19 protein-coding genes are annotated in these 22,090 nt (G+C 35.5%); 6 read left to right on the plus strand and 13 right to left on the minus strand.

Annotation, left to right across the window (positions count from 1 at the left end):
• Positions 1 to 118 precede the first annotated feature (118 nt).
• Positions 119 to 1,348 (plus strand): YaiO family outer membrane beta-barrel protein, encoded by a 1,230-nt coding sequence (locus ACR1PN_RS13825; RefSeq protein WP_433980513.1) that lies wholly within the window; start codon positions 119 to 121, stop codon positions 1,346 to 1,348.
• Positions 1,349 to 1,354: 6 nt separating this feature from the next.
• On the opposite strand, the gene ACR1PN_RS13830 is transcribed toward ACR1PN_RS13825, so the two are convergent.
• The 4 genes from ACR1PN_RS13830 to ACR1PN_RS13845 are packed head-to-tail and all read right to left on the minus strand — an operon-like array spanning position 1,355 to position 10,149.
• A complete protein-coding gene (locus ACR1PN_RS13830; RefSeq protein WP_433980514.1) occupies positions 1,355 to 4,780 on the minus strand; it encodes a sulfatase-like hydrolase/transferase in 3,426 nt (1,141 codons plus the stop codon).
• Positions 4,774 to 5,838, minus strand: coding sequence for a HEAT repeat domain-containing protein (locus ACR1PN_RS13835; RefSeq protein WP_433980515.1), 1,065 nt, complete (start codon positions 5,836 to 5,838; stop codon positions 4,774 to 4,776). Before ACR1PN_RS13835 ends, ACR1PN_RS13830 begins: the two co-directional genes overlap by 7 nt.
• Before the next feature lie 11 nt (positions 5,839 to 5,849).
• Positions 5,850 to 6,206 (minus strand): response regulator transcription factor, encoded by a 357-nt coding sequence (locus tag ACR1PN_RS13840; protein WP_378174535.1) that lies wholly within the window; start codon positions 6,204 to 6,206, stop codon positions 5,850 to 5,852.
• A gap of 10 nt (positions 6,207 to 6,216) precedes the next feature.
• Positions 6,217 to 10,149, minus strand: coding sequence for a response regulator (locus tag ACR1PN_RS13845; RefSeq protein ID WP_433980516.1), 3,933 nt, complete (start codon positions 10,147 to 10,149; stop codon positions 6,217 to 6,219).
• 116 nt (positions 10,150 to 10,265) lie between these two features.
• Here ACR1PN_RS13845 and ACR1PN_RS13850 point away from each other — a divergent pair, with 116 nt between their 5' ends.
• Positions 10,266 to 10,409, plus strand: coding sequence for a hypothetical protein (locus ACR1PN_RS13850; RefSeq protein ID WP_433980517.1), 144 nt, complete (start codon positions 10,266 to 10,268; stop codon positions 10,407 to 10,409).
• A gap of 214 nt (positions 10,410 to 10,623) precedes the next feature.
• On the opposite strand, the gene ACR1PN_RS13855 is transcribed toward ACR1PN_RS13850, so the two are convergent.
• The 5 genes from ACR1PN_RS13855 to ACR1PN_RS13875 form a co-directional block, all read right to left on the minus strand.
• Positions 10,624 to 12,081, minus strand: a complete 1,458-nt coding sequence (locus ACR1PN_RS13855) for an OmpA family protein (RefSeq protein ID WP_378174541.1) — start codon at positions 12,079 to 12,081, stop codon at positions 10,624 to 10,626.
• Between the two features lie 323 nt (positions 12,082 to 12,404).
• Positions 12,405 to 12,638, minus strand: a complete 234-nt coding sequence (locus ACR1PN_RS13860; protein ID WP_433980518.1) for a hypothetical protein — start codon at positions 12,636 to 12,638, stop codon at positions 12,405 to 12,407.
• 133 nt (positions 12,639 to 12,771) lie between these two features.
• Positions 12,772 to 13,032: a hypothetical protein gene (locus ACR1PN_RS13865; RefSeq protein WP_433980519.1), complete on the minus strand. Its 261-nt coding sequence runs from the start codon at positions 13,030 to 13,032 to the stop codon at positions 12,772 to 12,774.
• A 127-nt stretch (positions 13,033 to 13,159) separates the two neighbouring features.
• On the minus strand, positions 13,160 to 13,612 hold the full coding sequence (locus ACR1PN_RS13870) for a ferritin-like domain-containing protein (RefSeq protein WP_433980520.1): 453 nt from the start codon (positions 13,610 to 13,612) through the stop codon (positions 13,160 to 13,162).
• Positions 13,613 to 13,771: 159 nt separating this feature from the next.
• Positions 13,772 to 14,701, minus strand: a complete 930-nt coding sequence (locus ACR1PN_RS13875) for an SDR family oxidoreductase (RefSeq protein WP_433980521.1) — start codon at positions 14,699 to 14,701, stop codon at positions 13,772 to 13,774.
• Between the two features lie 245 nt (positions 14,702 to 14,946).
• Between ACR1PN_RS13875 and ACR1PN_RS13880 the strand changes: the two genes are divergently transcribed.
• Positions 14,947 to 16,728: an FAD/NAD(P)-binding protein gene (locus tag ACR1PN_RS13880; RefSeq protein WP_433980522.1), complete on the plus strand. Its 1,782-nt coding sequence runs from the start codon at positions 14,947 to 14,949 to the stop codon at positions 16,726 to 16,728.
• Positions 16,729 to 16,984: 256 nt separating this feature from the next.
• On the opposite strand, the gene ACR1PN_RS13885 is transcribed toward ACR1PN_RS13880, so the two are convergent.
• Both ACR1PN_RS13885 and ACR1PN_RS13890 read right to left on the minus strand, forming a co-directional pair.
• Positions 16,985 to 17,371: a hypothetical protein gene (locus ACR1PN_RS13885; RefSeq protein WP_433980523.1), complete on the minus strand. Its 387-nt coding sequence runs from the start codon at positions 17,369 to 17,371 to the stop codon at positions 16,985 to 16,987.
• Positions 17,372 to 17,660: 289 nt separating this feature from the next.
• Positions 17,661 to 17,846, minus strand: a complete 186-nt coding sequence (locus ACR1PN_RS13890) for a hypothetical protein (protein ID WP_433980524.1) — start codon at positions 17,844 to 17,846, stop codon at positions 17,661 to 17,663.
• 96 nt (positions 17,847 to 17,942) lie between these two features.
• Here ACR1PN_RS13890 and ACR1PN_RS13895 point away from each other — a divergent pair, with 96 nt between their 5' ends.
• Positions 17,943 to 18,782: a hypothetical protein gene (locus ACR1PN_RS13895; RefSeq protein WP_433980525.1), complete on the plus strand. Its 840-nt coding sequence runs from the start codon at positions 17,943 to 17,945 to the stop codon at positions 18,780 to 18,782.
• Positions 18,783 to 18,817: 35 nt separating this feature from the next.
• Here the strand turns inward: ACR1PN_RS13895 and ACR1PN_RS13900 are convergent, their stop codons facing one another.
• Positions 18,818 to 19,096 carry a hypothetical protein gene (locus ACR1PN_RS13900; RefSeq protein WP_378174568.1) on the minus strand — a complete coding sequence of 93 codons (279 nt, stop codon included), beginning with the start codon at positions 19,094 to 19,096 and terminating at the stop codon, positions 18,818 to 18,820.
• 140 nt (positions 19,097 to 19,236) lie between these two features.
• On the opposite strand from ACR1PN_RS13900, the gene ACR1PN_RS13905 reads away from it, so the two are divergent.
• Positions 19,237 to 20,376, plus strand: coding sequence for a serine hydrolase domain-containing protein (locus ACR1PN_RS13905; protein ID WP_433980526.1), 1,140 nt, complete (start codon positions 19,237 to 19,239; stop codon positions 20,374 to 20,376).
• A gap of 64 nt (positions 20,377 to 20,440) precedes the next feature.
• Here ACR1PN_RS13905 and ACR1PN_RS13910 read toward each other — a convergent pair whose 3' ends face one another.
• Positions 20,441 to 21,433 carry an aldo/keto reductase gene (locus ACR1PN_RS13910; RefSeq protein WP_433980527.1) on the minus strand — a complete coding sequence of 331 codons (993 nt, stop codon included), beginning with the start codon at positions 21,431 to 21,433 and terminating at the stop codon, positions 20,441 to 20,443.
• Between the two features lie 108 nt (positions 21,434 to 21,541).
• Here ACR1PN_RS13910 and ACR1PN_RS13915 point away from each other — a divergent pair, with 108 nt between their 5' ends.
• Entirely contained in the window at positions 21,542 to 21,898 is a 357-nt protein-coding gene (locus ACR1PN_RS13915; protein ID WP_378174577.1) for a response regulator, read from the plus strand.
• Positions 21,899 to 22,090 lie beyond the last annotated feature (192 nt).

Here is a 22,090-nt window from a genome sequence, read left to right on the forward strand (position 1 = left end):
CATAAATTTACCACCATAATTAATTATTTTTATGAATAATTTATAATTTCAGGAAATAATATCTTTTATACTTACAAAAGTTCAATATATTTGTTTTACTATCATTCAGCTTACTTCAATGAGAAAACATTTTGGATTTTTGTTATTATTATTACTTCCATTTCAGGCGTATAGCCAGGATCTTTCAGCAGATGAACTATTCGTAAAAGCCAGAACAACAGCATTTGAAGAAAAAGATTATCCGAAATCCATAGAAATTGCAAAGCAAGCATTGCAGAAGGCACCTAACTATACGGATATATCGGTTTTTTTAGGGAGACTGTATACATGGCTCAAGGATGTAACAGCCGCTAGAACTGTTTTTGAAGCGCTTGCTGATAAAAATATTCAGGATGAAGATTATTTTATTGCATATGCATCTTTGGAATATTGGAACGATAACAATACAAAAGCCGTAGAAATAATTGATAAAGGACTTACTTATCATCCTCAATCTGAAGCACTCTGGCTTTTGAAGGCGAAAGCTTATGATGTCAATAAAGACTATACAGAATCTGAAAAAGCAATTAAAAATCTTTTAGCCATTAATCCAAAAAATACTGAAGCCAACAGTCTTGCGGTAAAAATCAATGATTTAATTTCCAAAAATGCTATAAACATTACCTACAATTACTCGCATTTCGATAAACAATTTACAGATGACTGGCATATTGTAGGCATAGGTTACAAAAGAGTAACCTCAATCGGATCTTTTATCATAAGAGGAAATTATGCAAATAAATTTGCTGAAAACGGCACACAGATCGAACTGGAAGCTTACCCAAGGTTATCTAAAACCTTTTATCTTTACGTAGGAGGAGCTTACTCTAATGATGTCGGTATTTTCCCGAAGTACCGTACCGGAGTTTCGCTGAACGCAAACCTTCCGCATAGCTTTGAAGCAGAAATCGGTTACAGACAGCTATATTTCAGCAATAATATATGGATGTATACAGCTTCTGTAGGAAAATATTATAAGAATTTCTGGTTCAACATCCGTACCTATCTTACTCCCGATCACAAAAACATTTCTCATTCCTATACAGGAACTGTACGCTATTATACAAAAAGTGCGCAGGATTATTTTGCATTGCAGATCGGAACCGGAATCAGTCCTGAAGAATCCCGCAACAATCTTTTGGAAAACGAAACTTTTAAGCTAAAAACCTTTAAAATAGGTGGTGAATACAATTTTTCTGTTCAAAGAAATCTATTCTCAATAGGAACTATGTATTATAATCAGGAATACCGCCCCAACGAGAAAGGAAACCAGTTTGACATCACATTAGGCTATACCCGTAAATTTTAATCCAGACTATTTAGCTGTTTTTTTCATAAAATTGGTGAATACAGAATCCGGAATCAGTTTTTTATTCTTATAAAATTCTGAATTCATTCTTTTAAACTGCTCAAAACGACCATTAACTTTTTTGAAAATCTCGGGATTATTAAGAGGGTCTTCTTCGGATTTATTCAATATAAAGAGATTGCCATCATGTAAATAGTATTTTTCGGAAACAAAATCCGTTAAAAGACTTTTACTCTGCATAATCGGAACATCACTTTTACTGACTTCAGAATCAGGACTAAAGCCTCTACCTAGCCAAGCTACAGTAGATGGTGTGAGCAGATTATAATTTCTGCGGTAATACGCCAAAATAGAAGGAGCTACATCAAAATGACTCACTGTTTTCTGAAATCTTTTTGACTCTTTTAATAAAGGGGAATAGATCATCATCGGCACATGAAAACGGTCTATTTTAGACTGAAGGAGAATCTCCGGCATACTGTGATCACCTGTAATAAAGAAAATAGTCTTAGTAAAATCTTGTCTTTTGCTGTAATTTTTGAAAAACTGCTTCAAAGCGTCATCTGCATTTAAAACAGAAACCAATTGATTTTTATATCCTGAAGCCCAATTTTTCTGTGCTGAGGTCAAAGCGTTTGACTCCATTCTCGCATTATACATCTTTTCGTAGTAATCCTTATTATTAATTAAAAAAGGATTATGTGTAGAAAGCGTAAGAATCATATTAAAATAAGGCCTCTTCTGAACTTTCTGCTTTTCGAGCGCTTTCCTGAAAACCGCCTGGTCTTCGTACCCCCAACTTTCATTATCATTATTAGCAGGAAGTTTACGATAAGAATTTCCATAAGAACCTATATCGACAATATTATTTACTTTATTATACTCGAGATACTCTCTATACCCATCAAAAATAAGATTTCCGCCATAGTAAAACCCTGTTTCGAAACCGTTTGATTTTAATACATTGAAGAGATTAAAATGATTAGGAGTCTGTTTTATTTCCAGAAAACCATTTTTGCCAAATGGTAAAGATCCCGCCAATGAAGGCAGAGCACCAAAAGTTCGACCAGCGGAACTCAGACCGTTTTCCCAGAAAAGACTTTTTTGCGAAAGGGAATCTAAAAAAGGAGTAAAATTCCCTATATAACCTTTGGGAGATGTATAAGCATGACCAAAACCTTCGAGAACTACAAATACAAGATTCGGAACTTCCTCAGATTTGTTGAGATACTGACCTAAAAAATCCTGTGTATCTTCTTTTCTCCAAAAAGGATAATTCTCATTCAGCATATTACTGTTGGATGCAAAACCTTCGTCGTCATTAAGTAATTCTGTAATTTCGGGATGATCGCTGATAAAGTTTTCTTCATTAGCTTTAAAGAAATAAGCCCATTTACTTTTTGCAGCACTTTGGTTAAACTCGTTTATATTGTTTAATCCTAAAATATTTACAGGAACAAAAAAAGCGATCAATCCCACCGATAAAAAAACTATACCCGGATAAACAGATTTAAAACCGGACCGACCAGCCATAAATAAAGGGATAAATGATACCGCCAATAAAATTATCAGTAAGGCATAATTCTTAAGATTCAGCATTCCGCTTGCCTGTAAAATCTGCTTCATTTCGGCTTTACTGTAATAGATAAGATCTGCACCCAGTAAATTTCCCGTCTCCGAAAAATAAATAAACAGAATATATTGCATTGCCACAACGAATCCGCAGGTAATGATTGCCAAAATTCTTGCCCACCCCTCTTTAATGAAATTAAGCAAAAGATAAATAACTCCAAAGCCAAACATAAGTTGGAATATAAACAGCACATTATCAAGAAAAAGTGAACCAACAATTGCCGAAGAATTAACTTTTGTAAATACAAAACGGTACCAAAGCCATTCTGCAACAACTCCTAAAAGAAAAAGAATACTGAACGCAGTAGCAAAAGCACCCCATTTTTTGAGCCCGTTTTTCAGGATTGCCAGAATTTTTTCTTTTAAAGGTAAATTCTTTGTGTTCTGACTGAAGCCTTGCCTTGTCATTTCGCCCCAACCATGTGATTTTTTAAAATAATCAATAAAACCATTCACTCCCGCTCTCACTGTAATCAGATGAAAATAAAAAGGCTCTGAAAAAGCAGTCACAATAAGAGAAAGAAAATCTTTTCTTTTACTATACACCTGATGACTGACCATATCTACCAATATTCCGTACACAGAATAAAGGAAGCCCATAGAAAGCACCAGCGCAAACAAAATAAAGAAGAAAGACCAATTGATAATTCCTAAAAGAAGAAAAATAATGAAGACAATGTACCCTGAAAACTCTACCAAAGGTCCTAAAAACTCAAAAAAGAACCAATAAGGAATGCTTACCATTCCCAATTTCTTGTATTTTGGGTTGAACATAAGTTTACGGTGTTTCCAAAGCGTTTCTATTGTTCCGCGCATCCAGCGGTTTCTCTGTTTTTTCAGGATGTCTTTGGTTTCAGGAACTTCTGTCCAGCAGAGAGGATCAGGAATTGTAATCACTTCATAAGGTTCTTTACGCTCTTCCATATATCGCCTCATTCTCACAACGAGTTCCATGTCTTCGCCTACGGTATTTCTGTCGTATCCTCCACATTCCAAAACAATTTTCCTGTCGAAAACTCCGAATGCACCAGAAATAAGAATAAGCCCTGAAGCTCTTGACCAGGCCATTCTTCCTAGTACAAATGCTCTGATATATTCTAATGCCTGTGTTCTTCCAAGCAAAGTTTTAGGCATATTTACACTCACTACTTTTCCGTCTTCAATCACACAATTATTGGCAAGGCGGATCACACCACCACAGGCAATAATTTTCTTATCTGTCTGTTCTAAAAATGGCTTTGCCAGTTTAAGAATTGCATCCTGCTCAAGAATACAATCTACATCGATACAAACCAGATAATCTCCGGAAGATACATTGATACCGACATTTAAAGCATCGGCTTTACCCCCATTTTCTTTATCTACACAAATAAGTTTTTTAAATGCAGGATTTTTACTTTTATAAATTCCTCTGATTTTGTTGGTTTCAATTTTACCCTGTACAAAGTATGACACACATTCAAGATCATAGGCTTCGATCAGCTTCTGCATCGAATCATCTTTACTTCCGTCATTAATAATGATGATTTCAAGATTATGATAATAAAGAGACAGCAAAGACCTTACATTTTCCACAATGGTCATTCCTTCATTATAAGCGGGAGCAAGAAGGCTGAAAACAGGAGCATTGGGATTGGCAGCAATCATGCTGTAATCTGTAAATACATTTTCTTTTTTATACCGTAAAACAGCTCCGAATGCATAAACACCTATCCAACCATAAATAATTGCAACTGCTGCACCGTACAACAGATAAAGCCAGATTACCGTTTCGTAGACAATGTGTGAAAATTCTAACATACTTTTTCGTGCAATGCGTATTTAATAATTTGAATTGATTCTTCAGTCAAATCTTCTCTCTGGAGAAGTTCCGACAGATATTCGTCATATCTTAATTCATAAAGCGCCTGTGCTGCACTTACTTTTATCGCCGAAGTATTGCCTTCGAAGAGTTCTTTTTTTAGCAAATCCGTACAGCAATGATCTTTTGACGCCTTAACGACACGCAGAATCTCAACCCGTACATCGTCTGGTTGCTCATCATATATACTTGACAGATAAGCAACCGTATCAGGATTCTCCAGTGACATTAAAGTCTGTATAGCCTTTATTTTAATCTCAACAGATGAAGTATTGAGCAATTCTGTAATTTTAGAATAAAAAGAAAGAAGCTGGAACTTTTTTATTAATTTAAGCGTAAAAATTACTACCGAATCATTGGTACTTTCCAGCCATTTTTCAATGGTAATATCTGGATCTGGCGGCAAAGAAGAAATAGAGAGGAGCAATCTCAGCTGTTGCCATTCTGAAATTTTTGATGAAAAAGTATTTAAAAAACCTAAACCTTCAAAGCCTTTAAGTTTTACCATTGCGTATTGAGCTTCCAGATAAACCTGCTGTGAAGGATGGGTTAAAAATAAAGATATCTTTGGGGCAGCTTCATCATGATCCATCACTGCTAACTCACGGATTCCCTGTGCGATCAGATATGGCTTTCTCTGATCAAGCTTATTTATGGCTACATCCCGGAGATTATACTCTTTAAATAATTCTTTAATTTTACTTTTTGCCGCTCCGGAAAATTTTTTCTCTGAATCGACTAACCTCTGAAGAAAAAGAACTCTGAAAGGTTTTCTTAAAGCCAGAAAATTAAACTTAGAATTGGCAGGTAGTTCGTCATCTCCATAAACAATAACATCGGAAATTTTCTGATCGATAATACCGGACCAAGCTGTAATTCTCACAGATTCTTTATATTCAATAAAATTGTAAATAAGCACAACGAGCACCAGTACTAAAACCAATGAAAGCATTACAATAAAGACAATAAAAAGAAAATGTATTGATGTGATGAGCATGATATGATATTCTATTTCGGGATATATCTTTTAATTCTCAGCATCAGTTCACTTGGGCTAAATGGTTTTACTATAAAATCTGAAGCTCCCAGATCAAAAGCATTAAGCACCACTTCTTCCTGTCCCATACTTGAAAGCATAATCACCGGAACCTGTTTCCCCATCGACTGTATGGCAGAAAGAATTTCTATTCCTGAAGCAAAAGGCATCATGATATCGGTGATGGCAAGATCAACATCTTTTTCTTTCAAAGTTTCGATGGCTTCTTTACCGTTGCGGGTTAAAATAACTTCGTGTCCTTCTTTTAATAATTTATGCTCAATTGTTTTGAGAATTAGCTCGTCGTCTTCGGCGATCAAAATTAACATAGCTTTTGATTTATTTTATTAAACTTTTTATAATATTTAATCCTATTGTTATCTCTTCTTTTATCTCTTTTTCCATGGCTGAAAAGTCCATCTCATCATCAGTCTTCTTTTCCCATTTTAAGGCACAGTCTGAAAGACTGAAGAGTCCTGCAGTTCCGGCAGTACCTTTAAGCTTGTGGAGAATTGTTTTCGCATCAGAGGTATCTTTCACCGCTGCTATAGCGTTAATTTTATCTTCGGTCTGGATAAGCTCGTTGATGACCAGGTTTAAAAATATTTCTTTAAAATCATCATCGCCACCAATCTGCTCATTCAGCATATCCATATTAATGTATTTATCCGTCAATATTTCAATATCCGAATCTGAATCTGCATTTGAATGTCCATCATGACCTTCATTTTCTTTAACCGAAATATATTTTTTAAGCATTTCTAAAAGATCTGCCTGTCTCAGAGGTTTTGGTAAGAAATCATTCATCCCGGAATCCAGGCATTTTTCTTTTTCTCCCAAAACATTTCCGGCTGTAACACCAATGATCGGTACATTTTCATATCCTGGCAAAAGACGGATCTGTTGTGTAGCTTCAATACCGTTCATTACCGGCATCTGCACATCCATCAGTATAATAGAGAATTTCTTTTTCCTGCATGCTTCCAAAGCTTCGAGGCCGTTTACAGCTTCTGTTAAATTTGCATCAGGCGTAAGCGATTTCATCATTTTATTATTCAGGACCATATTCACCGGATTGTCGTCTACCAAAAGAACTTCAAGCTCTTTTATAAAAGAAAACCCGTCTTTTTCAGAATCTCCCTGAGCAGAAACTTCTATCACGTTATTTTGTGCCACTTTCCGGAGCGTCTTATAAAGATCATCAGATTTAATAGGCTTAAGAAGGAAGTACGAATTGTCTTTTTTACGGAAATTGTTGATAACATCATGCTCTTCGGATGAAGTATGAAGAACAACCAACGGCGAAATCTCTTTTCGCTGATTGAACAGTTCCCTGATTTTATCAATCGTTTCCAAACCGGAAATTACCGGCATATGATAATCCATCAATATCACATCAAAACGCTCTCCTTTAAGTAATATCTGTAAAGCTTCCATACCGTTTGCAGCCAGTGTGGATTCTATATTTTTATAAGCAAGCATGTGCTGCAGAATGATACGGTTGGCTTCGTTATCATCCACAACGAGCACTTTGTGTATAGTAAGATCATCTTCTTCTTTCAATTCAGACATTTCATAAGGGATTTCAATATCAAAGAAAAACACAGAGCCTTTATCAGGCGTGCTGATCAGTGACAGATGACTTCCCATGTATCCTAAAATATTGTTTGATATGGTAAGGCCAAGACCAGTGCCACCATAACGTTTGCTGATAGAACTATTTTCCTGAGTGAAAGCATCAAAAATATGCTTTTGCTTTTCGATAGGGATGCCAATACCTGTATCTCTTACAGAAAATCGCAGGGCAATCTTCTTATGATCCATGCGAAGCTTTTCGACTTTGAGTTCAATTTCACCCTGTTCTGTGAATTTTACGGCATTACCAAGAAGATTGATAAGAATTTGCTTTAGTCTGGATTCATCAAGTAAAAGTGTTTTCGGAAGCCCCGGTTCAATATTCAGAAGAAGCTCTATATTCTTTTTCTGAGACTGATACAAGATAACGTTGATTACCTGACTCACCATGTCATACACATCGCTTTTCTCTATCAGAAGCTCCATTTTACCGGATTCAATCTTAGAAAAATCCAGAATATCATTAATAATGTTCAGAAGATTTTCCCCGGATTCATTAATATAATTAAGATACTGTGTCTGGATCTCATTGAGCGGCGTTCTTAAAAGAAGATCAGAAAAACCGATAACCCCGTTCAGAGGAGTACGGATCTCATGACTCATATTGGCAAGGAATTCTGATTTTGCCTTGCTTGCGATATCAGCCATTTTTTTCGCATTTTTAAGCTCTTCGTTGATACGTACAGCATTGGTAATATTACGCACAGAGACAATAACACCTCCTATTTCATTATCCGAAAGATACCACGGTCCTACCTTGAGATCGAAATGCTGAATTTCTTCTTTACCTTCAACATTGATCGCAAAATCTTCATTAATATAAGTTTTCCCCTGCAAAGCAGCACGATAAATTTCTTTTCTCTCTTCAGGAACGTTTGGTGACACAACAAAAAGATTTTTACCGATGATATCGGTATCATTCATTTCGAATTCTTCCCTCCAGACACTGCTCACAGAAATATAATTAAGGTCTTTATCAAACATGGCTACAGCAACAGGAGCATACGTAACAAATGACTGCATCATGGCTTCTTTTCTGGTAATTTCTAGAAACATCTTTTTAAAGGCATCTATATCCTGAATAATCCCAAAAACTCTGTTGCAAACCCCATTTTCAAACTCCGGAATCCCTTTCACCCTCACCCAGATCGTAACACCGTCGTTACGAACAAGCTGAAATTCTTCGTCATACGGAATGCCTTCTGTTACCGCTCTATTAAACAAGAATTTTACTTTTTCCCTGCTGTCTTCTTTATAAAAGCCAAGAGCATTTTCAAAGTCCGGCTGAAAATTATTCTTTATTTTATGGATTTCTTTGGTACTTTGAGACCAGAATACCGTGTTGTTTACAAGGTTTACTTCCCAACCACCAACTTGTGCTACCGAACTGGTCTGTTCCAGCATTTTTTTTGTATAAATAAGATCTTTCTCAAGCGTCATCCGTTCGGTAACATTCAGAGCAGTACTTACAACATAAGGTTTACCTTCTTCATCAAGCTCAACAAGGTTATGATACATCCATATCAAATCTTCACCTTCTTTTGTTTTCAGGATCATCGTTCCGAAATCCTCTTCATTCTGGTTGATACGCTCCAGATATTGTTTTAAAGCAAGCCAGTTTTGCTCAGGAACAAGGTCTCTAAGATTAAGGTCTCTTACTTCGTCCGCAGAATAATGCAGTGTTTCTCTTCCTTTTTCGTTAACAGCGAGAATATTGCCTTCCATATCGTGCATACTCATTAAGCCAATGGCATTTTCAAAGAAACTTCTGAAACGTCGTTCGGAACTTTCCAGCTGTCGCTTTTCCTCTGTCAATGCTGTAATATTGATCCCGAAACAAAAAATCTCAGAGAGTTCCTGATTAGGCTTCAACAACCATTCAATAACTACAGAACTGCCATCTTTAATTGTTGTAGAAGTAGTAAAAGATATTTCAACCGCGTTGTCGGGAAAACTGGTGAGCTCCGGAAATGTTTGGTGATCTTCTCCAAGAACCTGAGCAAAACTCTTCCCTACAGCTTCCTCCTTTGTTAAAGAGAATATTTTTTCAAATACAGGATTAAAATCTTTAAGCTGAAGCTGGCTGTCTAAGACACAGATCAGATTGTTTGAAATATTAAAAATCTGCTGAAAATATTCTGCATAAACCGTTTTTCTTTTAGTCGTGAGAAGTTTAGTAATAACATCTGCGAGCTTTTTAAGAGCGGTAATCTGACTATCTGTAATGGTTCTGGGCTTGTAATCAATCACACAGATTGTTCCCAAAGCAAAACCTTCGTCATCAAGAAATGGTATACCGACATAGAACCGGATACCTCCTGCCAAAATCAACGGGTTATGACAGGATCTTTCATCCAAAAGTGTGTCGTTAATGATCACTATTTCTCCACTCGCTATTGAATATTGGCAAACAGTATTATTACGTTCCACAGAATCGATCTCAAGACCGATACAGCTTTGTATAGTCTGGGTTTCACTTTCCATAATCGAAATTAAGGAAGACGGGCAATCGGCAATCAGGCATGCCGTTTCTGCAAAAACATCAAATTGAGGGTCTTTGCCTAAATTCAGGAGATCAAAAAACTCTAATTTTTTCAATCTTTCTGTTTCATTATCAGGAATGATATACTTCGTCATATTAGCGACTAAATTATTTAAAAATAAACAAATATTATTATAAAATTTTCAAAAATAATTTTTTATACATATCCTAAATACAATCAAACTTCTTTCCATTTCTTTTGAAGATAAAAATGAAACGATACAAAAGCGCGATAAAATCTGCAAAACTTTTGAAAAACGGAAAATTGATCACGTATCCCGATTTCCTTCACGGAATGCCGACTACAGAGCATGAAACGATTAACAAAGATCTTTTGGAGTTTATAGAGGCTTAATAGACTGATATATACAAGTGAATCTTTTGGGTTCACCTTTTTTTGAATACATTCCACGATAGTAGACCTTCAACAATTGAAAAATTGGTGTAAAATAATTAGTCGCAATAAAATTATTATACGAATGTTATCTGATCTCAAACGTGATAATATATTAAAATAAAAAAAGGCTGCCTCAACATTGAGACAGCCCTTACATTAGAAGTTATTATTTTTATTTTGCTTTAAAATACACTCTTCTATTCGCTTTGTTTTTCCATTCAGGACATTTTGTTGCAGGATCACACTCAGGATATTTTAAATCTTTCTTACCATTTCCCTGTGCATCAAGCTTGGTAGATTCTACTCCGTTTTTGATCAAATATTGCTTTACATTATTTGCTCTTTTTTCAGAAAGCGTCTGGTTATACGCCTCACTACCTCTTGTATCTGTAGCTCCCACAACGGTATATGAACCGTTTGAAGAATTGATATAATTTACTGCATTATTTAAAATCGGGGTGTTATTCGGTAAAATTCGGTCTGAATTCAGTTCAAATTCAATTCCATCCAATTTTGTTTCTGTTTCGGCAACAGTTCCTGAGTTCTGATTTTCCAGCGGACAGCCATTATTTTCAACAGGTCCCGGAACCGTTACACATTTATCGTAAAGATCAATTACTCCATCCATATCAACATCCAAAGCTACACCCGCTCCGTCAACTCTTGCTCCTGCCGGAGTATCAAGCTGTCTGTCCCAATCGTCGCAGACTCCGTCATTATCGGCATCGCCAGCTTTACACACTTCAACATCGTTTGATTTTGCTTCCAAAACTTCTGTTCTGTAGTAAATTTCCTGCAATGGGTCATGCCACATCAGGTGAGATTCGTGTTTTCCTAAATTAACCGTTAAACCTAAAGTTGTGTTGAAGAAGTTATCCGAAGTTTGCTCAGATATATTATTTATTGCACTGGTATGAGCTCCGCCTCCGTCAAACTCATCATCAGTAGTTACCACATACATCACTCTACCTTCAAGATCAAGTCTGTTTGACAGTTTATATTTTAAACCAGCTCCGGCTTGTCCAAAGAATGAATGTAGCTTAAATGGCTTCACTTCTGTCATTAGTCTTTGCCCGAACTCATCTTTCTGATAAGCTCTGTAAGCTAAAGTTCCGATTCCGGCATAACCGTGTAGCGCCCATCTGTAAGGAGATTTGTTATCTACTCTTCTCATCAGATTAGAGAAATTAATATCTCCTAAAATAGAGATCGCATCATACTGTGTTCTTGCTCCTACCTGCATGGTAGCGGCGGCATTGGCAGGTGCTGCATCTTTTGTATTGAACCAGCCCTGTCTTGTTTCACCACGGTCATATTGCAATTTCAATCCAAAAGCATGGGTTATCGCTTTATCTACACTGAAATAAGCAGAATATCCGATGAGGTTTTTACCTCCTCCGTTTTTAATTGATGTAAGATCTGCAGACTGCATCAGCGGAATACCGCCCCCAAAAGAGATCGACCAGTCATTAAATCTTTTAGAAGATTGTGTAAATGGCTGTACATTAGCTGATCCCGACGAAAACGTGTTGGGATATTCTCCATTATTCATTACCTGAAGTGAATCTTGTGCATAAACACACGTGGGAATCGCCATCGCAAGCGATAAGACTGCTAGTTTTGATTTCATATAAAATAATATTAATTGATTTCTAATAGATAATAAAGCAGATAATTCACTGCCTATGAAGACCTCAGAACTACTAAAGCATTGATCACTGCTTGTTTTCTGATGTGGCATGATTTATCCAATTACTGTACCAAAAAAGGTTGTTTTGATTTTTTAAAACATTTTGACAAGCATAAAACATTGATAACTACACTGTTAAATTTTAAAATATTTTTTTCATATAAATTTAAATTCTGATTAATGAAACAATATATTTAGATCAATAATTAAATTACTTGGAATAAATTTTGTTGAAAAAAACGAAAATTATACTGAAGACACAGTTAAGCTTCAATACCTGATAATTTCCCTCCGGACAAAACCTGGTGACCGAGATAGAAAAGAAGATGCAGAGAATCTTTCGGTATATATAACTGAAGATTATTTGAGCCTATCATTTCAAATCTCCACTCATTCTTTACACAATGTAACATCATTTCCTGTAAATCTTTATCTAAAAGTGCAAGCATTACAATTACTTCGTCATTATTCATTTCTTTGTTTAAACTGAAATCCATTTTATTTCTGATTGGTATATTTCCCTTTATCAATCGGTATGCCGCAATCCTTGTTCAGAACAGATCATGTAAATGTTTTAACAAAAAACCATTCATCTTTAATCTGAACTTAAAAAGTTTATTGCTTATAATACTAATCAATAATGTCTTTAAAAACCTTAATGGTTCCGTCAAAATAATTTAATGTAATCTCTACAGCTCTTCCAAAATAAATAAGATGTTCAGCTTTGTCATCTTCCTGATCTTTGTCAAAAATTTTTATTTCAAAAGGATCTTCTTTTACCATTGCAAGTTCACCGGTGAACTTTTCTCTTTTTTTATAAAGAACTTCAATATTTTCTATGGCTTTTGAATTGGTGAGAATCTCGTTTTTAAAATCAGTTGTAATTTCCATATTTATTCGCAATTTGTTTAATTAAAAAACAATCCTAAAAAATTGCTTTCTTAGGATTGAAAATGTAACACTATGATGGAATCAAATATTCCGAAATAAACAAGTAATGTTTAATGTCGTTACCTATTTAATTTTTCATTTCGTTTAAGTTACTGAATTTGTTGTAAGATGATTTTAGATGATGAAGCTGATCGCTCACCACTCTTGAGCTTTCAGGACAAAGGTCACCGCTGTCTAATGCATCCTGATAAGCATTAATTGCTGCTTCTTCGCCATAAACTACATTTTCCAGTGTAGACTCTGTTTTGTCTCCGGAAAAAGAATTTTTTACATCAATCCATGCTCTGTGAATAGCACCCGCCGTACTCCCCGTATTATCAGGCTCTCCTCCTCTTTCAAGGATCAGGTTATTCAATTCTGATTTCATTGTCTGAGACTGACTCACCATTTGGTCATAATCAGCTTTTAAAGGAGTGTAAGTATCCCAAACTTTATCTTCCACTTTAGAAAATCCCTGAATTCTGTCGTTTGTGATGTTTAACAAATCATTTAATACTGATACTGTTCTTTCGTTGTTCATAATAATATTTTTAGTGTGCTATACTTCTTACAAGTGCCATACCAGCAAAGATTTCAAACATACCAAATTGACTATATGTGGTACTTTTTAGCCGTGAGCTACCATAAACAGGCCGGAAAAATAAACTTATCTACAATGATCAGCTTTATCTTGTTTCTCTTAGGGTTGTCCGCTTCCTCCGGCTGAACCATAAATTTGTCCTGTCGCAAAACTTGCATCGTCGGCTGCAAGCTGTACAAAGATAGAAGCAAGCTCTGCGGGCTGTCCTGGCCTTCCGAAAGCTGTATCCTGACCGAAAACTTCAATTTTTTCCTGAGTCTGCCCTCCGCTGATCTCGAGAGCTGTCCAGACCGGGCCAGGAGCAACACCGTTTACTCTGATTCCTTTTGGTCCCAATTGCTTTGCCAAAGATTTTACGTAGCTTGTAGTAGCCGCTTTTGTCTGTGCATAATCATATAAATCTTCTGAGGGATCATAAGCCTGAACAGACGATAAGCCAATAATGCTTGAACCGGGCTTTAAATGCGGTAAAGCTGCCTTAATGATCCAAAACGGCGCATAAATATTGGTTTTCATTGTTCTGTCAAAAGCTTCGGTTGTAATATCCAAAATAGATTCGTTGCTTTTCTGATGGCCTGCATTGTTGATCAGAATATCAAGTCCGCCTAACTTTTCAACGGCTTGTGCAACCAATTCTTTACAGAATGACTCTTCCCGAAGATCGCCCGGAATTCCGAATCCCTTCTGCCCGGCTTTTTCTATCAACTCAAGAACCTGATCAGCATCAGACTGTTCTTCCGGAAGATAATTAATCACCACATCTGCTCCTTCACGGGCATAGGCAATGGCTGCAGCTCTTCCTATTCCGGAATCACCACCTGTAATTAATGCTTTTCTTCCCATGAGTCTTCCAGATCCAATGTAAGATTTTTCCCCATGATCAGGAACCGGATTCATCTTATGAGCCAATCCCGGAAACGGCTGAAATTGCCTTTCAAAAGGTGGTTCAGGATATTTTCCGACAGGATTTGTCATTACTGTGTTGTCTTTCTGTGCAAAGATTTCTTCATTGTTTTCTAAATTTTTCATATTGTAATATTTATAGATGGTTTATTTCAACTTTAATGAATTAATCTCTAACTTTTTTGAAGTAGTAGAATATGAGATCATTCTTATGTGATTTGTACCGATAATTTTTAAATTATCTAACTCTAATTTTCAACTTTATTATAAACTATTTTATGACGGAAAACATAAACCATTATTTATTTTTTAATTATAAGAATTATGGTTAGGAACATAATTTGAATAATCAGTTGCAAGCTGTAAATCTTATGAATAATCAAATACTCAATTCCATTGCCATTATTGGTGGTGGTCCAGCGGCGCTGATGATTTTAAAACATATTTTAAAACAGTCTGTGCAGCCTAAAAACATTTATATTTTCGAAAAAAATGAACGTTTTGGCGCAGGAATGCCTTATGGAAAATTAGGTTCCCTGAAAGAACATGTTGCGAATGTCTCTGCAAACGAATTGCCAGAGCTTGTTGACACCTTCAAACAATATCTCAAAGAAAATCCATCTTCTGATTTTAAGGATTTCAGCGATTCTGAAAATTTTAATCCTTATCAGGTTATTCCCAGATTGTTACTGGGAGATTATCTGGAAAATCAGTTTAAACAATATATTAAGCTTGCCCAAAAAGAAGGAATAAAAGTTTTCGCTAAAAATAAAACAATGGTAACTGATATTTCTAAATTAGAAGGCAAAGATCAGTTTAAAATCACTACACACCAAAGCGAAAAAATTATCGCAGATAAAGTCATTATCTGTACAGGACATGTATGGCCAAAAATGCAGGAAGAAAAAATAAAAGGTTGGTTCGATTCGCCTTATCCGCCTTCAAAGTTTAAAGAAACAAGTAATTTCCCGGTTGCCATTCGAGGAACGTCTCTTACTGCCATTGATGCTGTAAAAACCATAGCCAGACTGAACGGAAAATTCATAGAAACAGATAACGGACATATAAAATATCATCTCAACAAAAACTCAGAAAATTTTAAAATTCATATGTTTTCGACGGGAGGTTTTTTACCTGCCTTGAGATTTCATTCGGAAGATGATGCTTACTCATCAGAATGGACAATGTCGCTTCAGGAAATTTATGATTACAAAAAGAAAAACGGCGGTTTTGTAGATTTGGATTATGTTTTTGAGATCAATTTCAAGCTTCCTATTAAACAGAAAGATCCTGAATTTTACAATCTAATAAAAAAATTCAGTTTAGAAGAATTTGCTGAGAAAATGCTTGGCTTCAGAGAAAAATCTGACAGTTTTGATCTCTTCAAAGCTGAATACAGAGAAGCTGAAAAATCAATAGAAAAAAGACAATCCATTACGTGGAAAGAAAAACTGGCAGCATTCAGCTACTCTATGAATTATCCTGCCAAACATTTTTCTGCAGAAGATATGCTGCGTCTGAAATCTGCTTTAATGCCTTTGATCTCAGTAATCATTGCATCACTTCCACAATCTTCGTACCGGGAAATCATGGCACTTCATGATACCGGTTTAATTGAACTGATCCAGGTGAATAAAGACAGTAGCGTAGAACCACATCCTGAATCCGGTGGAATATATTGTTATAAAACTGAAGATGGAAAAGATATGAAAAGTTATTACAAAATGTACATTGATGCGATTGGTCAGCAGCAAATGAATCTGAAAGATTTTCCTTTTGAAGGGTTAAAAGATGAAAATGTTATTAGTTCAGCATATCTCGCCTTCAAAGATTATCAAAAAGGAAAAGAAATGTTTGAAAACCATACAGAAAATGTTGTTGAAGGTCACAACAACAATTATTATCTTAAAGTTCCCGGATTAGGAATCAATGATTATTTTCAGGCTTTAAATGTGTATGGTGAAGCTACAGAAAATCTTTTTATAATGGCAGTTCCGTTTATTGGCGGGCTGAATCCGGATTATTCCGGGCTGGATTTTTGCGATACAGCTGCAGAAAAAATAGCTAAAGCTTTAAGCAACTGCAATGCCCCTGTTATTGATATTAATCCTGTCGAAGAACAGCAGGGGAATATACAGGCAAATATTATTTAATTTTTTTAGATAAGCAGTATCTAAAAATAATTTTTTTTATCGCTAAGAAAATATTATTTTTTGTAACGATTTAAATTAAACAATGCCATGCAGGAATTTTGCATAGCTTTATGTTTTATAGAGCTTTATCCTGTACTGAGCTATTAATAAAGATTTTATAGAAAACAAAAACCGTAATCAAACTGAATGATTACGGTTTTTTAAGTCTGAACTTATTGCTGAAGTAAAAATGTATGTGGAACATCGTTTCATAGAATTATTGAAAATTGTAACACAGACTATAGACGTCTCTGAAATAAACATCAATTTCAGATTCTGCTTTTTGCTGAACAGGTGCTGCGTAATTTGAACCTGCAAACTGATAAACCGGTGTTTTGGTTGTCGTTTTTACTTTTTTGCTGCATTTACAATACATATAATCATATTCTCTGTGATGATTCAGAGAAACTGTTCTTACCTCTGTCTCTTCAAGCATCGTCGCTTTTTTGAAAGTATCCTGATCTAATGTAAACCAGGGTTCACCGTGATAAAAAAAGTGATCTACTATTTCCGGATGATCGATCTGACTTTGATCAGCAGGAGCTGCTGAATGATAACCGTCGCATTTCTGGCAAAAAGCTACCATAATGTTGATTTTTTCCATAGATTTTATTTTGCTTGACTTTTACATTACAGAATACGTGCCACAGAAAGGTTTTCCGAATAGAAAACTCATAATTTTTAAACTAAATTAATACTGCTTTTTTCCAGGTTATATTTTTTCCAATTTTTTTTAAAAAAACACGCTTCTATATTATTCATGGCATAGCGTTTGGTTGTAACATTGTACCATCACAACAAAATATTATATATGAACTAAAATCCACAGCAATGTTGCTGTGGATTTTAAATTTTGTTTACTTGAAATTTAGAAAAGATTTTACCAGTAAGAATCAGGCTTCGTCTTTTGTATTTTTTACCAGACCTATTCCCGAAAAGAAAAAAATAAGGCCGATAATTCCGACTACCATGAGAGTGGTATATCCCTCACTTTTATTGATTACTTGACTTCCGGTGTAAATAAGACCGATAATACCCAAAATTGTAAGCACAGCTCCAAAAACTCGTTTAATATTCATGATGGTGATTTTTATGTAGGCTAATCAATATCTGTGCCTTTGCAACAGCTGTATTATTCATTAATTACTATATTTGATTATTAAACCATTCACCAAATGACAACAATTAAATGCATTATATTTCTAATGCTTCCTGCTGTTTATTATTCTCAGGAAGACCGGGACAAATTTATCTTCGCCGATATGGATATAACGGTAGAAAAGCCTGATAAAAACAAATCTTACGACGTTAATTATAATGATGATAACCAAATTTACAAATTAGGCAAAAAACTTACGTATTCTTATTATATAGTAAGAAACAATGACCGCTTTCTTGTAAAAAAAGGAGAGCAGGAAATACAACAGACCGGACATACTTCCGCCGGATGGAAATTTGTAGAATCAGAAAAGAAGGATGATGAAACCATTCAATATATTACCATAGAACCACATCAGGGCAATCCCTTTGCAAGTTTCGATCCCAACTATAACCAGACTGCTGTAGATTTTACCTATTTAATGAAAAATAACGAATCTTTTTCCATGGAAACTACCGGGGCAATTGAAAATAAGATGAATGTATGGCTTCACCCGCCAAGAAATATCTATTTCAAGATATTGGAACTAAACCCTTTTCCTTATATAAAAGCCCCTTACGCAATTGGCACAAAATGGAACTGGAATCTTGAAATAGGTGATCATTGGTCAGATAAAAGATGGTTGAAATGGGAAGGCAAAATAGAAAACAAATATGAATATGAAATTAAAGAGAAAAAAAACATCACCACGAGGCTCGGGAACCTGGAATGCTTTGTTGTTTATGGAAAAGCAAAGAGCAGAATTGGTGAGACACAACTTATCTCTTATTTTAATACACAGTTTGGGTTTGTAAAACTTGAATACACCAATATTGACGGTTCAAAAACATTTCTTGAAATAGAAAAAGCGGAGTAATTGGTATTAGTTGCTTCTATTTTCGTTTAGTTAAATTAGTGAATCTCTTTCTCAATACTGGCTTTAGCACAATTGAAAACCTCTTCTGCTTCATTGTAAAACACATTCATAGAGATTTCAAATCCGTTCGTCATAAAAAAAGTAACATTCCCATCAAGATTATGACTTAAAAAAACGATATGATTTACATTAATAATGATCGGTTTTCCCAAAACCTTAGCTCCTTCCAAAGCATTGGGCCGTTTAAGATTGAGGATAACAGACTGCCTTATATAGATGAGACCTTCTTTTGTTGAACGTAATTTGGTGTTCATTTTTTTTTCGTAAATCTACAATAAATTATTCTAGTTGCACAAGTGGAGAATAGAGGTATAAAATTTGAAGATAGATTTTTATTATACATAAAACTATCCGGAATTATTTAGGGATTGATTTTAAAATCACAGTATTTATTTTGAAAAAGAGCAAACTTTTATTAGGATTTTTAGCAGGAACAACTGCAGCTGCGGCAACAATCTGTATTTTCGGCTATAGCTACATCTTTAGAGCTTTAAGCATGAATTTAAAAAAAGGACCTCTTACGCCTTCTACAGATGACGGAGAAAAATTTCCTTCTAATTCTGTTTTGAACTTTAAACCTCATCCATGGCAAAAACATACGGATTACAATAAAAAAATTCTTTCTGAAAGATTGCTCGAAGAGCTAAAAAAAACCAACACTTCTTCACTTATTATCATCAAAAACAGCAAGATCATCCATGAACAATATTGGAAGAAACATGATTCTTCATCACACATGAATTCTTTCTCGATGGCAAAAGGCATTCTTTCAATTCTTACAGGCAGTGCAATAGATGATGGTTATTTAGAATCAGAAGATCAACTGATATCATCCGTATTTCCGGAATATTCAGACAGCCAATACGGCAAACATCTTACTTTCCGGCATCTGATGACCATGCAGGCAGGTTTTGACTGGGAGGAAGAATACAATCATCCGTTTGCAGAAAATTCAAAACAATATTTTGTAAAAGACTTGGCAGAGCAAACTTTTAGTACAGAAATAAAAGAGATGCCGGGTAAAAAATATCAATATCAAAGTGTAGCACCACAATTATTAGGCTTAGCCTTACGAAAAGTCACCGGAAAAAATCTTGCCGATTATCTTTCTGAAAAAATATGGCAGCCTTTAGGAATGGAATCCGTTGCAAAATGGAGCACAGACGAAAAGGGCGTGGAAAAAGCATTCTGCTGCATTCATGCCATCCCGCGGGATTTTGCCAGGATCGGACAACTTCTATTACAGAATGGAAACTGGGAAGGAAATCAGCTAATCAATAAAAAATATTGTGAAAGACTTCTCTCTCCAACTCCTGAAAATGATGCTTTCTGCTATACGGTTTGGGCAGATAACGAAAATGAAATAAAACTGCGGTTTTTCTATGGTTTTTTAGGCCAGTTTATCATCATGATTCCGTCAGAAAATATTGTCATCGTAAAAACCGGAATATACAACAGTCTTGAGGTTGATAAAAAGAAGAGGCCTCTGCAGGTAAAAATTTTAGCAGAAGAAATTTGCAGGATTTTCTGTTGATAACTGCATAAAAAAAGCTGCCCGGACTAAAGCAGCTTTCAAAATTTCTCTTAATGATTAAATTTTAATGATTAGGAGTTTGTGCCTTTTCGTAGATAATTTTTTCTTCCACAAGCTTAGCCCAAAACTCAGCAGGAATATTGCTTTTCCAGCCCTGTACGTTATCTCTAACCTGAGAAGGCGTACTTGCTCCGGGAATGATGGATACAAATTCATCTGCAGCCAGTACAAACTGTAATGCTGCGTGAATGATATTTACATCGAATTCTTTTCCAATTTCGATAAGTTTTGATCTTTTTTCAGCCATTTCTTTGGGAATAACATCTTTATAATTGTAACGTTCTCTACCTGCAATAAATCCAGAATTATAGCCTGCTCCTGAAACCAGCTTTACATTTGCTTTTTTTACTGCAGGAAGTAAGCGGTCGACCGCATCTTCATGCTCAAGAATAGAATATTGCGTTGCAGAAAGACAAATATCAGGATCTGCGTATTCAATACAATCTAGAATTGGCTCTATTTTGTTAACGCCCATTCCCCATGCTTTGATGATTCCTTCATCTCTCAGTTTGGAAAGGGTTTTGAATGCACCTTTTTTAGCCTGTTCAAGAAAATAAGGATACCGGTCGCCAACCTGATCTTCGGATAAATCATGAACGTAAACGATATCAATGTACCCTAAAGAAGTTCTCTTGAGACTTTCTTCAATCGAGCGTTTTATGGCGTCTTCAGAATAATCGTGACGGAAATCGTAGCTCAACGGAGCTTTCCACATGGTGGGCGGAACTTCACTTTCAGGAACTTCAGTAAAGAGTCTTCCTATTTTTGTAGAAAAGACGAAATCTGCCCTGTTTTTATGCTGAAGAAAATCACCAAAACGTCTTTCACTTTTTGTAAGACCATACCAAGGTGAGGTATCATAGTACCGTATTCCTTCATTCCAGGCCGTCTCCAAGATATTCTGTGATTGCTCGTCTGTCAGGTTTTCAAAAGCTGTACCGATCGCAACACCGCCTAATCCTACCGCATGCTGATCTCTTAAAACTTGATTGTTCATATATTAATATTCTTTTGGTTACCGTAAAAAAAGCAAACATCGTGCATTTTATTCCCATCCATTTTATTTTCTGAATAAAGTTGGCTTCGTTTTTGCCAGTCGATGGGTATGAAAACAATATTTATCGTAGAAGATGAGACAGGCATCAGAGATGCATTACAGCTACTCCTGTCATTCGAAAATTATGATGTGCGTTCATTTGCAACTGCCGAGGCTTTCAACAAGCGCGATCAATCTTCAGTTCCTGATCTTTTTATCATGGATGTGAGATTACCGGATGGTTCAGGTACCGATCTGTGCAATCAGGTAAAAGAGGACGAAAAAACAGCCAATATTCCCGTAATGATCATCAGTGCACATGCAAAAGCAGATGAAGTCATCAACTCCTGCAGGGCAGACGAATTTATTTCCAAACCTTTCGACATCGATGATGTGATTACCAAAATAGAAACACTTACAAGTTAAAATAAGTTAGATTATATGTATAAATAAAAACTCCAAAAAAAATATTTTGGAGTTTTTTCTAATTATAAGCCTGTTTAAACTTTTTTAGAAAAAGAGTTTCCAGAAAATTAGCAATTTAGAGTTGCAAAAAAAAAGAACTAAAATCTGGAACTCATAAGCAAAGATAAACTGGAAAAATGGATTTTACCTCAT

Source organism: Chryseobacterium sp. RLHN22 (assembly GCF_051011795.1).
In the GTDB taxonomy this organism is placed as follows: Bacteria; Bacteroidota; Bacteroidia; order Flavobacteriales; family Weeksellaceae; genus Chryseobacterium; species Chryseobacterium zhengzhouense.